Annotated in this window: 8 protein-coding genes and 1 other annotated feature (1 of these 9 cut by a window edge); of the genes, 7 read left to right on the top strand and 1 reads right to left on the bottom strand. The window is 36.0% G+C overall.

The features are described 5' to 3' along the window. Positions 1–95: a binding site (T-box leader), on the top strand; it begins 133 nt to the left of the window's first position. A 156-nt stretch (positions 96–251) separates the two neighbouring features. The 4 genes from brnQ to nrdJ all read left to right on the top strand — a co-directional run bounded on the left by brnQ (position 252) and on the right by nrdJ (position 8,215). Continuing rightward, entirely contained in the window at positions 252–1,625 is a 1,374-nt protein-coding gene (brnQ, locus tag EKM64_RS03220; RefSeq protein ID WP_125675547.1) for a branched-chain amino acid transport system II carrier protein, read from the top strand. A gap of 18 nt (positions 1,626–1,643) precedes the next feature. Further along, complete coding sequence (locus tag EKM64_RS03225) at positions 1,644–2,807, top strand: cation:proton antiporter (protein WP_125675549.1); 1,164 nt, start codon at positions 1,644–1,646, stop codon at positions 2,805–2,807. Positions 2,808–2,995: 188 nt separating this feature from the next. Beyond that, entirely contained in the window at positions 2,996–5,506 is a 2,511-nt protein-coding gene (locus EKM64_RS03230; RefSeq protein ID WP_125675551.1) for a leucine-rich repeat protein, read from the top strand. Between the two features lie 471 nt (positions 5,507–5,977). After that, positions 5,978–8,215: a ribonucleoside-triphosphate reductase, adenosylcobalamin-dependent gene (nrdJ, locus tag EKM64_RS03235; protein ID WP_125675553.1), complete on the top strand. Its 2,238-nt coding sequence runs from the start codon at positions 5,978–5,980 to the stop codon at positions 8,213–8,215. A 143-nt stretch (positions 8,216–8,358) separates the two neighbouring features. On the opposite strand, the gene EKM64_RS03240 is transcribed toward nrdJ, so the two are convergent. Then, positions 8,359–10,377 (bottom strand): Ig-like domain-containing protein, encoded by a 2,019-nt coding sequence (locus EKM64_RS03240; protein WP_125675555.1) that lies wholly within the window; start codon positions 10,375–10,377, stop codon positions 8,359–8,361. 257 nt (positions 10,378–10,634) lie between these two features. Between EKM64_RS03240 and EKM64_RS03245 the strand changes: the two genes are divergently transcribed. From EKM64_RS03245 to EKM64_RS03255, 3 genes are all read left to right on the top strand, one after another. Next, a complete protein-coding gene (locus tag EKM64_RS03245) occupies positions 10,635–13,130 on the top strand; it encodes a leucine-rich repeat protein (protein WP_125675557.1) in 2,496 nt (831 codons plus the stop codon). Positions 13,131–13,442: 312 nt separating this feature from the next. Continuing rightward, complete coding sequence (locus EKM64_RS03250) at positions 13,443–13,862, top strand: CopY/TcrY family copper transport repressor (protein WP_125675559.1); 420 nt, start codon at positions 13,443–13,445, stop codon at positions 13,860–13,862. Between the two features lie 8 nt (positions 13,863–13,870). Next, complete coding sequence (locus EKM64_RS03255) at positions 13,871–15,901, top strand: heavy metal translocating P-type ATPase (RefSeq protein ID WP_125675603.1); 2,031 nt, start codon at positions 13,871–13,873, stop codon at positions 15,899–15,901. The last annotated feature ends 64 nt before the right edge of the window (positions 15,902–15,965 follow it).

The raw sequence follows: 15,965 nt of genomic DNA on the forward strand, positions 1-15,965 counted from the left end.
GGTGCACCCATTATAGTGCTAGCGTATCTTTGTACGCGAAGTGGTGTTGTGAAAGCAATGCAATGAGGGTGGTACCGCGCAGAAGCGTCCTTTGAAAATCTTTAATGATTTTCTGAGGACGCTTTTTTGGTTCATTTAAACTGGAGGCGGTCAATAATGACTAATTTGACTAATAGTAATGGTGGACTTGTCCGAGTGAATAGTTATGAATATCTTATAAAAACTATACATTCAACTAGGAGAGTTCAAATATGGAAACTAAGAATAAAAAATTAACTTTTAAACATTACCTCATTATCGGTTCTATGCTCTTTGGCATGTTCTTTGGAGCTGGAAATTTAATTTTTCCAATTCATTTAGGTCAATTGGCTGGCGGGCACTGGCTAACAGCCGGATTAGGATTTTTGTTGACTGGTACCTTGTTACCATTGTTGGGTATCATTGCTATCAGCATCACACGTTCAACGGGAATTTATGATTTAGCCAAACCGATTGGACATCGTTATGCAACTTTTTTTATGATACTAACTTGTGCAACTTTGGGACCCTTGTTTGCCACACCGAGAACCGCTACAACACCATTTCAAATTGGTATTGCTACTCATGTTTCAGCAGCACAAGAACCGTGGTATCTATTAGGTTATTCATTAGTTTTCTTCTTGATTGCCGGTTGGGCATCTAGGAAACCAACTGGAGTTATTGATACAATCGGTAAATTATTAAATCCAGCTTTTTTGATCCTTTTAGCCATTATTTTTGGTATCGCCTTTACACATCCAATGGGTACAGTAGCTACAGCTCATATTACAAATGATTATCAAAACGGAGCTTTTTTAAATGGATTTTTACAAGGATATAACACGATGGATGCATTAGCTGCTTTATTATTCGGTATCGTTGTTGTTACGTCAATACGTAGCCTTGGACAAAACAATCCAGCTGCTATTGCCAAAACGGCAGCAAAGTCAAGTTTGATGAGTATTTCTTTGGAGGCATTCATCTATCTTGGCCTTATCTGGATCGGCGCTACTTCTTTAACACATTTCAAAATTTCTGCCGATGGTGGGATCGGTTTTTCTCAAATTGCTTCATATTTTATGGGTGTACCAGGCGAAGTCATTTTAGCTATTATGGCAACTTTGACTTGTTTGACTACAGCGGTTGGTTTAATTTCTTCGTTTGCTGAAGCCTTACACGCTAAATTCCCTAAAACATCTTATAAATTCTGGAACATTCTTTCTTGCACGGCCTCATTTTTGATTGCCAATATGGGACTAGAACAAATCATTTCTTGGTCAACGCCAATGTTGATGTTTCTCTATCCATTAGCAATAACTTTGATCATTCTTTCGATCATGTCGCCATTGTTTAATCGGGATTCAATTGTTTATATCACTACCACAACTTTTACAATTATTCCTGCATTGATTGATGCGCTGAATTCAGCACCAGCTATTATTTCTCAACAAGGATTTGCACAGACAATTTTGAAATGGGATAAAATATATCTTCCTTTTGCAGAATTGGGAATGGATTGGTTCATTCCAGCTATAATTGGATTATTATTAGGATTAACGATTCATTATGCACTACTAGTTACAAAACGTTTTAAAATCATGGATTAAAAAGCGGGAGGGGTCAGCATGGCATTTTTAGGTACATTATGTTTCTTATTATTTTGTACAACATTAGCTGGACATTTTTCACATCTGGCGGGGATCCCAGCCGTTATTGGTGAAATTATTGTTGGAGTTGTTGTCGGACCAGCAATTTTAAATTGGGTCCATCTTAATACGTTGGTAAATGCCTTCTCTGAAATTGGGGTAGTTATCTTGATGTTTATTGGCGGATTGGAGAGTAACTTGCAACTACTCAAGAAATATCTTCGCCCAGCTGTGATTGTCGCTATTATTGGAGTTATTTTCCCAGTAGTGATCATGGGTGGGGTAAGTTTGATATTTAACTTTACTTCATTTGAGGCATTATTTATCGGAGTTATCTTTTCAGCCACATCAGTATCTATTTCAGTTGAGGTCCTCAAAGAATTTCATACATTAAATACTAAGGAAGGGGCCACTATTTTGGGAGCGGCTGTGGCCGATGATATCATTGGAGTTATTTTACTGAGTGTTATGATCTCAATGATGGGCAGTAAAAGTTCAACTAATATTGGGGTTGTTTTATTAGAACAAGTAGCATTCTTTGCGGGAGTATATCTTTTGTTTCGCTGGATCGCGCCGTTATTGATGAGCTTGAGTAATCACTTGTTGATGGCCGTTAGTCCAGCCATTATGTCAATGATAATTTGCTTAGGAATGGCCTGGTTGGCTAATTTAGTTGGATTGAGCGGTGCAATCGGTGCGTTCTTTGCCGGAATTGCTGTGGCTCAGACTGATTATCAAAAAGAAATCGATACTAATATCGAACCAGTTGGCTATACATTATTTATTCCAATTTTCTTTGTTAGTGTCGGATTGAATATGACCTTTGCTGGTGTTTGGCAGTCACTACCGTTTATTATTACGATGACGATCTTGGGAGTTTTGACTAAGCTATTCGGCTGCGGATTGGGTGCTAAGATAAATGGATTCTCGAACAGTAGTGATTATTTAGTTGGAGCTGGAATGATTTCACGAGGTGAAATGGCTTTGATAACCGCTCAAATTGGATTTTCGGCCCATTTGTTATCTGGAGATTATTACTCTGACATTATTCTGATTATCATTCTGATAACTATTATTGCTCCGTTTATGTTAAAACAAGCAATTAAGAAAATGCCATCTGAAGATAATTTGCAAGTTGATTGAATTTATGAAACTGGCCAATCATATTTTAAAATATGATTGGTTATTTTTTTGATTTATTGACTACTGAAATTAGGAAAAATACTCCGTTAAACGATTTGATTTACAGTGGTATGATAATACTTGTTTGATAAAAAAAATTATAAAAATGAGAGGACACCTCTAATTTATGGGTGATTGGTAATTCCCAATTGACAGATAAACGTCAAGTTGAAAGAAAATTATTGCTGACTGGTGCTACATTGGCCGGGCTTGGTGCCAGTATGATGCTGGTAACAAATGTAAAAGCTAATTCGACTAATGTAGTAAATACAACTCAAGATCAAACTACACAGTCAGTATCCTTGCTTAAAGCAAATAATACAGTCGAAGATCCCGTTAGTGATGCTGGAGATACAGTAGTTTCCGACAAATCAAATTCAACCGGGACTACGGTTACAGACGATGATCAAAACGCTCCTACAGCCGATACTAATAATCCTGATGAATCAACGGATGATCAGTCTGATTTTAGTTTTGACCAGAATGATGATGGAAATTATACAGTCACGGGATATACAGGTTCCGCTCAAAAAGCGGCCAATGGTGGAGTTGATCCAACGTATTCCACAGATATAACAATTCCTGATACTTATAAGAACGGTTTTGTTACTGCAATTGGGGACAATGCTTTTAACAATGAATCTGGTAACAGTGACAATTTATCCATTGTTGATGGATTGACCTCAGTTACTATCGGAAAAAATATTCAACAAATTGGTAAATACGCATTCGCCGGTAATAAGTTAACTTCAATTAAGTTGCCAGACAGTACATGGTCAATTGGAAATAATGCCTTTGAAAATAATCAATTGAATGATGTCTCTTTTAATAAAGTGACACAAATTGGTGATTATGCCTTTGCTGGTAATAATTTAATAAAAATGAGTTTTCCTGATAGTACTTGGTCGGTTGGGGCACATGCATTTTCAAATAATCAGTTGAGTGATATTGACTTGAATCACGTTACACAAATTAATGACTATGCTTTTAGTGACAATGATCTTAATAAATTGGTTATACCTGATAAAACGACTAATATTGCTGATTATGCTTTTGAAGGAAATCATATAACCGATTTAACATTAGGATCAAATCTTGCAACTATTGGTACATCGGCTTTTCAAAATAATGGAATTTCTGGCGTAATAACTTTTCCCGCTTCGTTGATTCGATTGGGTGATTACGTTTTTGCAGATAATGCAATAACTGGCGTAATTTTTGATAATAAAATAGTTGGGACAACTACTGATGAAACTGCAAGTATTGGAACAGGGGCATTTCAACATAATCAAATCACTGGAACAGTGACTTTGCCGGATTTATTGGCGGAATTGGGTGATTATGCCTTTGCTGATAATAAGATAACTGGTTTAACTTTTAACGATAAAATAACTAAGGTGAATACTGGTGTGTTTGAAAATAATGAATTGCAGGGTTCATTGGTATTACCTGATAACATTACTAATATTGGAAATAGTGCTTTTTATAATAATAAACTGGAAATTTTATCATTAAATCCAAATCTGGAGACTATTGGAACATCTTCTTTTTCTAATAATAATTTGTCCGGTAATATGATCGTTCCCAATAGTGTAACAAGTGTCGGTGAAAGTGCTTTTGACAACAACAGTTTAACTGGAGTTGACTTGGCGGGATCATTAGATAATTTGGGTGACAATGCTTTCAATAACAATAATTTGCAAACTATTAAAATTGAACAAGATATAAACGCAATTGGTGATGGAGCCTTTGCAAATCAGGAAAAATTACCTGTATCTGTGGATGCTTCGGTCACACAGGCTTTAGACGTTAAAAAAGCCGTGGCAAAACAATTAGGATTATCCGCAGACAACTTGGCTCAATTACAATTCACTTTGGGCGATACTATCTTGAATTATGACGAGTCTAAAGATAAGCTTACCCTTCCAAAAGATTATCAAGGAAAAGATACTGTTATGAATTTGACTCTCACTTCAGATGGACCAGACACTGGTTGGTATGGAACCAAAAATCTTGAGTTAACCTTGAATAAAAAAATGGTGATCTATGACGTTAGGATCCCTAGTAACTTAGATCATGACCCCGTGGTCTCGAAAGTAGAAGGACAGGTAGGAGCACAAGTAAAGGTAAATGTTCCTGTTGTTTCAGGATATTCTGTAAGTCCAGGATCAATCTATGCCACAGTCAATGATGATGGGACGATAACCGCCAATAGTGCAGTTAAGTACACTCCGAATACTGGAAGTAATACGGATTCAGATGATAGTGATTCAGGGACAGATCCCAATACTGGTTCAAATACGGGAACAGATACTGATTCAAATACTGATACTGATCAAAACTCTGGAACTGATTCAAATTCAGATTCAGGGACAAATAATTCAAACACATCGACAGATGAACAAGGTAATTCTAATATATCCAATAATTATTCAATTAGAGAATCTAACCAGAGTGGTAACACAATAGTTCCTAATAGTGAGGACACTTTTTTTAAAGCAAGTAATAATGAATCAATTAATCCTGCAAAAAGCAAAAATGTGTTTTCAAATGTTTCCAAACTTCCTCAAACTAGTGAAAAATCTAGTAGCCTATCTTGGATAGGTACAATTATTTTGGGATTTTTAGGATTGTTGGGTTTCAATAGAAGAAAAAATTAAAAGCATCCTTAATTAGGGTATGTTTTTTGGTTTAATTTAGGGAAAATGTAATTTATGCGGTATAAATCCATTGACAGTCATCTAAGGTGATTGTCTAAAATGGGTACTCTGTCTGTCAGAAGTCAAGTAAGGGCGATTAAAACCGTCAAGGTTATTTCAATATTTTTTATCGGAGAATTTCTTGTCAACCACTTGAATTATTCACATAAATGCTAATTAAAAAAACCATTGCTTATCAAGTTATAAACATATTAAAATTGAATTTGCGAGTTCAAAAACTTAAGTATAATTTCACGTTTGTGAATTTAAAAAAAATTATTCAGAAAAAAATAGCAGCAAATGCCAATATACAAAACTTCTGTTCGGTTTATGACTTTGTGCAGCAATGATTTCTAAACACAATATCTTGTTATCTCAAAAGGTTTGAGATACTATATATTGTGTTATTTATTTTAATTGGAGTGAAGCATAATGAGTTTATTAAATAAGATTACCTTAAAAAAAGATTTTGTTGATCATGTTAAAGAAACAGTCAAACCACATTGGGGAGAACTAGGCTGGGTTACTTATAAACGGACATATGCCCGTTGGATACCAGAATTGGGACGTACCGAAAATTGGTCTGAAACTGTTAAACGTGTTGTCGAAGGAAATATCAATCTTGACCCTCGTTTACAAAATGATTCATTAACCGATGAAGAATATTCTGGACTTGTTGGTGAAGCACAAGAATTGTATAAATTGGTTTATGGTTTAGCTGCAACTCCTTCAGGTAGAAATCTTTGGATCTCTGGAACAGATTATCAAGATAGAAATGGTGATGCTTTAAACAACTGCTGGTTTATTGCTATTCGTCCACAGGCTTATGGTAACAGTCATATCGTCCCATCATATTTGAAGAAAGATCAAGTTGCTGTTTCGATGCCATTTTCATTCATGTTTGACCAATTAATGAAGGGTGGCGGAGTTGGCTTTTCCGTTGTTCCTGAAAATATGAAGCAGATGCCAGTTGTTGATCAAAACGTCAATTTAACTGTTTTGATCGGTAAAAAAAGTGCCTCTTACGATGATGCAATCAAAGCGGGTGCTTTTGACCGTGAAGAATGGATGAAGGATCATAGCACAGAAAATACTCGTTTCTACAAATTGCCGGATACTCGTGAAGGATGGGTAATTGCCAATGCTAATATGATCGATGCTCATTTTGCTTCTACCAATGAAGATAAAATTGCCGATGTTGTCTTAGATATTACTGATATAAGAGCTAAAGGTACTAAAATTAAGGGTTTTGGTGGTACTGCATCTGGTCCAGTTCCTTTAATCGAAATGTTTTATGATATCAATCAAGTGCTGGATGAGGCGGTCGGCAGACAATTAACTTCTGTTGATTGTACTGATATGGGTAATTTGATCGGTAAAACGGTTGTTGCTGGTAATGTTCGTCGTTCTGCGGAATTAGCTTTAGGCGGAGCAATCGATGAAGATTTTATTACAATGAAGCAAGACCAAAAGAAACTTTATCATCATCGTTGGGCCTCAAATAACAGTGTTTCAGTTGATTCTAAGTTTACTAAGTATCAACCAATTGCTGACTCGATTACGCATAATGGTGAACCAGGTATCGTTAACCTTGAATTGTCACGTAACTATGGTCGTATTGCTGATGGTTATCAACCAGGAATTGATGGTGACGTAGAAGGAACTAATCCTTGTGGTGAAATTTCTCTAAGTAATGGTGAACCATGTAATTTATTTGAATTGTTTCCAGTTATTGCTGAAAAACAAGGCTGGAATCTAGAAAAAGCCTTTGAATTAGCTGCTAGATATACAAAACGTGTAACCTTCAGTAATTATGATTGGGAAGTTTCACGTAATGTTATTAAGAAGAATCGTCGTATTGGTGTTTCAATGTCCGGTATTCAAGATTGGATTTTAAATACCTTTGGTAATCGTGTTGTTACTGGATTTAAAGACGTAGTAGACGATGGTGTAGTAATTAAGAAACCGATCTATGATCAAAGAATCGTTAATAAGTTTGATGATTTGTATCATGCAGTTGTTAAAGCTGATAATGAATACTCAAAGGCCCTAAATTGTCAGCCTTCGATTAAACATACAACGGTTAAACCATCAGGTACTGTCGCCAAACTTGCCGGTGTTTCAGAAGGGATGCACTTCCACTATGCTGGATATTTGATTCAAAGAATTAGATTTCAAGATAGTGACCCACTACTTCCAGCACTAAAGGCTTGTGGATACAAGATTGAACCAGATATTTATACAAAACATACAATGTGTGTAGAATTTCCTGTTAAAGCAGTAAATGCTGATAATCCAAATTTTGCTTCTGCTGGCAACGTTTCTATTGCCGAACAATTTGCTACACAAGCATTCTTACAAACATACTGGTCAGATAATGCAGTCAGTTGTACCGTAACTTTCCAACCAGATGAAGCTAAGGAAATCGCACCATTGATGTATCAATATCGTCATACGACAAAATCTACCTCACTTTTGCCATATAGTGGTGGTGAGCTTAAGCAAGCTCCTAAAGAACCAATCGATAAAAAAATTTATCAAGAGCGTGAATCAGAAATCAACGGTAATGTCGCCGAAGAATTTGCTGTACTAACTGACAATCATGATAAGAAAGACTTAGAGTTAGTTGATCAATCAGATTGTGAAAGCGGGGCATGCCCAATTAAATAGATTAAGAGATAGTGTGACCAAATGTGGTCAACTTTCTATAAAATAAAGACACTGTAATCAAATTTGATTACAGTGTCTTTATTTAAGCAGAAAAGTTATTTTTTTCGTATGTTTAAGTAACTGTTCTTATTTTCCATAGATTATTAAATACTTTCAACAATCGACCAATTTATTTTGGTTTTGAAGTTACCATTTGTTAGATTGGCGTCACTGATATGTAATAATATTCCGTTTTCTCTAGACCAGCCAATAGATGGAACAGAATTGCCCTCGCTGGTAGATTGGATCAATTGATCATTTTCCAAAAGATCATGAACAGTACCATTATTGACGAAAGTTAGATTTCCGAAAAGTTTAACATTTTCGGAATTGAGGAATTCACCATCTTGCTGAGCACGAACCTCAGCATGATTCTTATTGCGTCGCTGGTCATCAATTTCAATGACATTTTGTGGTTCATTCAATTCGTCAGGTCGGTAGATAGTTTTATTTGATGAGAGAGGATTTATATTTCCAAAATGAATATCTTCGGCGTTCATTTGAATCGTGTTGGTTGAATAAGTAATGGCCTCTTCAGATCCATCACTACGATAATCATCAGCTGTGGATACTTGTCCCAATATATAGGGGGTGGTGTGCAGCGTTTCCTTTTCATCAACTGAGCCCACACTACTTGTTACTTGTATTGAATGACTCTGCTTAGTGCTAAAACTCAGATTAGGAACTACAAGTTCTTTAGTACCAGTTTTAGATTTAGTTACTACTTTGTATTCATCATCTGATAATTCCTTGTCATCGACAACAACCGAATTTATGGTAGAGGTTTCTCTAATAGGGACGTGATACGAGGCAGCCGATAGGATTCCAGTACCACTATTATTAGTAATAATGGATTCTTCGGTTATTTTGTCGCCTTCATTTACTCCAAATAAATGCAAATCACTGTCTAACTCGTCATGATATTCGACGTTTGTGATACTGTTATTAACTGTTATATCTGGAGACCCGTCGGGTATGACTGTTAAAGTGGCTTTATTAGTAGTATAATTTTTATTAATAACCCCTAATTTAACGTTGATGACAGCCTGATATCTGCTTTGGTTGTCATCTTCCATATTTGTGGGATCACTTGTGACGGACAAAGCCCCATTTAATTCGTCACCTTTATTTACCTGAACTCTGGAGCCGTCCGGATTATCTCGATACCACTTAACAGTATATTCAGAACCATCACTGCCGTCTCCACCTTCGTCACCGTCGTCACCGCCATCATCTATGTCTTCTAGATCTCCCAGGTTACCTTGAATGGCAAAGGTTGCTTCTTCACCGGCCTTAACAGTCTGATCCTCTAATCCTTGTCCAACTCTTACTTCAGTAGTTGCCTGAAGGTCGTCACCAACAGGGTTATGTAAGGTACCAGTAACCGTAACTGTACCTTGGACCTCTTTTTTTGTCACGGCGGTTAAAAGACCAGTATCTTCATCAATGGTGGCAAGAGATTTGTCATCTACACTCCAAGTAACATTACCGGTATAGTTCTCAGGTATGATATCGGCGTGGGCATAAGTAGAAGTGGCCGCCATATCAAATGATGTACTATAAATATAATCATCGTCAGTTTTAACAGTCATTTCCTCCCCATCAATTGGATAAGGGACTGTGTGGACTGCAGCTACCTGTGAATATATTTTTTTTGCCAATGAATTTATAATGATATTTCGCCATCTAACTTGTAATTGATAATACGTAGTTTCATTGGCCGTTTTACCAGTTATGACAAGATTCTCTTTTTTTCCCCCGTCATTTTTGCTGACTGCAGTCCAGCCCTTATCGCCAGGAGTAAACTTATACCATTGATATACGGCCCATCTATCTAATGTTGCAGCGGCAAAAATTGCCGAACGGGCTGAATCGGTTCGTAGAGTGATAGTATCTCCAACAACCACATTATTCTCCGCTTTTGGCTGTAGTGCAAAACCGGTTGTTAGCCAAATACCAAAGAATTTTTTTACATCTTTAGTGGGTTTATGATAGTATCCGATATCCTCAGTATTCGTATCACCGCCGGTATCTTCAGCGGATACTTTTAGCCCATTTAGTTGAAAACAACTTATTGTTAATAAGAAGGTCAGAAGTGTGATAGATAACTTTTTTATCTGCATAAATCGTCTCCTTGTTAATATACTATTATAATTTTAACATATAGATTATGCCTAATAATTCATATTATATAAAAAGTATTTGCATGAATTGATCTAAATAGATTAATGTGGGGTAGTTTATTGACTGTGAGTAAAATGTGGTTTAGTGTTATCGTCATTTGGTATAAGTGTTATTCTGATTGTAGAGGGTGCTTATAAATTATTTAATATCAAAAAGAGAGGACACCAATGAGCTTAACTGGTGATAGGCGTATAAATTGAGCGAAAAATGTAAATTGAAACGCAATTTGTTATTGACCAGTGCAACATTAGTTGGATTGGGTACTAGTCTGATGATAGGAACAAATGTTAAAGCAGATCCTTCCGATACATCAATAACAAATCAAACTCCAACTGAGAATGACTCTCCAATTGTAAAATCTGGATCAGTAGATTCAGATCAACGCGCCACCAGTGATCAGAGTGATTCTAGCAATGTGGATACCGGTTCTTCAATCTCTGGTTCAAGTAGATCTGATTCTGGAACCACGGGTTCAAATAACGATTCTGGTGTAAATACTGATACGCAATCTGATCCTGACAAAACTTCCGATTCAGGTGATTCGCCGATAGTCAAACCCACTACTCCAACGACTGATGAAGATAGTGCTACTGATACGAGTGCCGATCCACAATCTGATTTCAGCTATAGTCAGGATGTCAATGGAAATTACATCGTGACCGGATATACTGGTGCCGCTCAAAAAACAGCTAATGGTGGAAAAGATCCTAAGTATTCCACTGATATAACGATTCCAGATTACTATAAGGGGATTCCGGTTGTAGCCATTGCCGCCAATGCCTTTAATAATGACGGTTCTAGTGATGATAATTTATCTGTTATCGATGGATTAACTTCGGTTACTTTTGGTAAAAATCTTCAATGGATCGGTGACAGTGCATTTGAAAGTAATAAATTAACTTCAGTTAGTTTCACTGATGGTATTTGGTCGATTGGTGTCGATGCATTTAAAAATAATGAATTGACTGATGTCGATTTGAATCAGGTCACACAGATCAATAGTGATGCCTTTAGCGGTAATGATATCAGTAAATTAGTAATACCGGATAAAACTACTAATATAGCGGAAAACGCTTTTAAAAATAATAAAATAACAAATTTGACCTTAGGTACAAATCTTGAAACAGTTGGTACATCGGCTTTTGCTAATAATCAAATAGCTGGAATAATAACATTACCTAATAAATTGTCACAACTAGGTGATTATGCTTTTGCTAATAATCAAATAACTGGAATAAAATTTAATGATTTGATTACTAAAATTAATACCGGTGTGTTTGAAAATAACAATCTAAATGGTTATTTAGTGTTGCCGGATAATGTTGTTAATATTGGTGATAATTCCTTTGCAAATAATAAACTTAGTAGTTTAACTTTAGATTCAAATGTTGTAACTATTGGTACGAATTCCTTTACTAATAATAATTTGAGTGGAACATTAACGATTCCTAAGAGTGTGGCTAGTATTGGCAATAATTCCTTTGCAAATAATGATTTAACTGGGATCGTTTTGACTGGTGATCTTGATAGTTTAGGAGATAAGGCTTTTTCTGATAACAATCTTCAGAATATTAAAATTGATGGCAAAATTGGAACAATTGGAAATGAAGCCTTTTCTGATCAAAAGAAAATGGCAGCGACAGTTTATGCTACTTACACAAATGCTTTAGATGTAAGAGCAACTATTGCCAAGAATCTTGGACTATTATCGGATCAATTGGCTCAATTGAAATTTAGTATTAATGGAGAGAACTTAGATTATGATGAGTACAGTGATCAATTAACAATTCCTGAGAATTATCGTGGACAAAATATTACTGTTACATTTGTATTGAGCTCTGGTGGTCTTGATACTGGTTGGTATGGGACAAGTGATCTGGAACTCACATTGGTAAAAAAGATGGTTACAGCGGACGTTAAAGTACCGAGCAATTTAGCTGATCAACCATGGGTAACATCAATTGATAAAAATGTAACTGGTCAAGTTGGCACGGATGTGACTATTGATGTTCCAGAGGTTCTGGGATATGTTGCAGATAAGAAAACGATTCAGGCAACCGTTAACGACAATGGTACGATAACCGCTAATGAATCAGTCGACTATGAACTAGACCTTGGACCAACCAAAGATCCTACAGGCGGTGGTACAGATCCAACAATACCGATAACTCCGGATAACCCTGTAGTACCAGTAACTCCAGATAACCCAACGGCACCGACAACTCCAGTTAATCCAGAGAGACCTAATATTCCAAAAGGCGGAACTAATAGCACCGGAACGCCTGATATAATAAAACCATCGAATAATAATTCTTCACTCGATAGTTCCAGTTCTAAAAGCCCCACTGAAGTTGATAAATTTTACAATAAATCTGATTCATCAAAACCTGTTATTCCAAATACGATCACTGCAAAGGGATCGGGTACTCAAACAACATCTAAAAATGGAATTATAACTAGTTCAAATAATGATAGCGAAAATGTCACATCAGAAAGGGATCCACTATTAACAACAATAAATAATTCAAATCAATCGGGCTATACCAATAAAACGAAAGGCAACCCTATTTTACAAGGGAACCAGGGATTATTGCCTCAAACAAGTGATAAATCAACTTTTCTAGGTTGGATAGGTGCGGTAGTTTTATTATTTCTGGGTTGGTTAGGCTTCAAGAAAAAAGATCGAAAATAAAGATAGTAAGAATCAATTGATCTTAAGCTTGTAGTGATTAACAATCAGTACTAAAAAGAAGCTGTGACGTAAATATTATTGTAATTAGGTATGCAGTATAAATATGCGACAAAACATGATTTTTTATTTTAAAGTAAGGGACACTGTAATCCAAAATCGGATTACAGTGTCTCTTTGCTTTGATGTTCGAAAGTTGACCATGTTTTGTCCTATTTTTTTATTAAGGATTAAAACTCTTTACAAAATGTGTTTACAAGTGTAAACTACGAATTGTAATAAAGATTACATTTGTAAACAAAGGACTTGATATCTATGGCAGAGATACAAAATATGACTAAGGCCGAATGGCAAGTGATGAGAATTATTTGGACATTGGGTCAGGCAACTAGTAAAGAAGTTATTGATATTTTAGAGAAAAAGACAACTTGGAAAACGGCTACTATAAAAACTTTAATAATCAGATTACAAAAAAAGAATTTCTTAGTTGCTGACGAATCTAATCGACCATATATTTATAAACCTCTGATTGCTGAAAATGACGCAATACATGAAAGTGTCAATGATTTGTTCGATAGTCTTTGTTGTATGAAAAAAGGAAAAGCCATTGGAGATTTGATTGAAAATTCAAATATTTCTAAGGGTGATATCAATGATTTAATTTTACAGTTGCAAAATAAGAGAGAAAAAGCATCATATGAGGTAGAATGTGATTGTTTGGAGGCCAGATTATAATGAAAAATATGAAAAATCATGATATGCATAATATGAAAGATATGGACATGGAGTCCGCAGGTAACGGCCACATGATGAATCATGGTGGTCATATGATGGATATGGGAGATCTACGTCAAAAGTTTTGGGTATCATTAATCGTAGCAATTCCCGTTTTCATCCTGTCACCATTTATGGGACTGCATTTACCATTTCAGTTCCAATTTCCAGGTTCAGAATGGGTAGTTTTGGTACTATCTTCAATCCTCTACTTCTATGGTGGTAAGCCATTCTTGAGTGGAGCTAAAGGTGAACTCGAAAGTAAAAAGCCCGCAATGATGACGCTGATTACTATGGGTATCAGTGTTGCTTATATATATAGTCTATACGCCTTTGTTATGAATAATTTCTTCGGATCAGCCCATATTATGGACTTCTTCTGGGAACTAGCTTCCTTGATCGTTATTATGTTATTGGGTCACTGGACTGAAATGAAATCTACAATGGATGCTGGTAATGCACTTCAAAAAATTGCTTCACTTGTTCCAAGTAAGGTACATTTGGTTCATGGTGATACAACAGTGGATCATGATATTGGTATGATCAAAGCCGAAGATGTTATTGAAATTCGTGCCGGTGAGTCAGTTCCACTTGATGGTGAAATCCTTCAAGGTGAGAGTTACATCAACGAATCCTTAATAACTGGTGAATCAAAGGCGGTTAAAAAGGGCGTTGGTAAGAAAGTCGTTGGTGGTTCGATCAACGGCGATGGAACTATCAGAGTGAAAGTTACTAAATCTTCTAAAGAAGGTTACTTGTCACAAATTAGTAAGTTAGTTAATGACGCACAGAATAGTAAATCTAAGACTCAGGCTTTAGCAGATAAAGTTTCAGGGTGGTTGTTCTATGCGGCCGTAACTGCTGGATTACTTTCATTTATTTACTGGTTGATTTTCGGAGATATGAATGTTGCCCTAAATAGATTAGTTACCGTTTTGGTCATTGCATGTCCACACGCTTTAGGACTAGCAATTCCACTAGTTATGTCACGTAGTACTTCAATTGCTGCTACCAATGGATTGATCATTCGTGACAATCAAGCAATGGAAAATAGCCGTAAAATAGATTACGTGATCATGGATAAAACAGGTACTTTAACAGAAGGTAAATTCACTGTTAACGGTATGAAGTCACTTGATAAAAAATATGATGATAAAAAAGTTCTCGGTCTTATTGCTGGAATGGAATCTGGTTCTAGCCATCCTATCGCCAGTGGTGTTATAAAGTATGCTAAATCAGAGAATATTCTCGCAGATACTTTAACTAATATTAAAGCTATCAAGGGTTATGGAATGTCTGGTCAAAAAGATGGACAAGAATATCTATTGATCAATATGAAATATTTACAAGAGAAGAATATTCCAGTCGATCGAGAGGTTATAAAACCATATTTGGATAAAGGGAATACTATAAGTTACCTTGTATTAGATAATAAGATCATCGGCTTTATTGCTTTGGGTGATCGTATCAAGAAGAACACAGTTCAATTTATTAAAGATTTGAAGGCTAGAAATATTACCCCTGTTATGTTGACAGGTGACAATAAAGAATCAGCTGCTATTATGGCAAAACAAATGGGCATAGATGAATTTAAAGCCGAATTGTTGCCAGAAGATAAACATGATTATCTTAAGAATCTTGAATTGACTGGTCATCACGTTATGATGGTCGGTGATGGTATCAACGATGCACCTAGTTTAGCTAGTGCCACAGTTGGTGTAGCTATTGGTGCTGGTACTGACGTAGCAATTGATTCTGCTGATGTTGTGCTATATAACAGTGATCCCAGTGATGTTATCAAGTTCTTGAATCTTTCACACAAAACATACCGTAAAATGGTTGAGAACCTGTGGTGGGGAGCTGGATATAATATTTTAGCTATTCCATTAGCAGCTGGAGTTTTGGCTGGAGTAGGTTTTGTTCTTAGTCCAGCTGTTGGTGCTGTTATTATGTCACTATCTACTGTTATAGTTGCATTGAATGCTATGACATTGAAATAACAGAGCGTAAGAGAGGTCTTCCTCCCATTATTTTATATATTTTTATTAATAGAAAACGGCTATA

It is taken from the genome of Companilactobacillus keshanensis (genome assembly GCF_003946205.1).
GTDB lineage: Bacteria > Bacillota > Bacilli > Lactobacillales > Lactobacillaceae > Companilactobacillus > Companilactobacillus keshanensis.

Excerpts from the sequence above, each read along its gene's own strand:
- brnQ (WP_125675547.1), top strand. The coding sequence starts at position 252 with ATGGAAACTAAGAATAAAAAATTAACTTTTAAACATTACCTCATTATC.
- nrdJ (WP_125675553.1), top strand. The coding sequence starts at position 5,978 with ATGAGTTTATTAAATAAGATTACCTTAAAAAAAGATTTTGTTGATCAT.
- EKM64_RS03255 (WP_125675603.1), top strand. The coding sequence starts at position 13,871 with ATGAAAAATCATGATATGCATAATATGAAAGATATGGACATGGAGTCC.
- EKM64_RS03240 (WP_125675555.1), bottom strand. The coding sequence starts at position 10,377 with ATGCAGATAAAAAAGTTATCTATCACACTTCTGACCTTCTTATTAACA.
- EKM64_RS03225 (WP_125675549.1), top strand. The coding sequence starts at position 1,644 with ATGGCATTTTTAGGTACATTATGTTTCTTATTATTTTGTACAACATTA.
- EKM64_RS03250 (WP_125675559.1), top strand. The coding sequence starts at position 13,443 with ATGGCAGAGATACAAAATATGACTAAGGCCGAATGGCAAGTGATGAGA.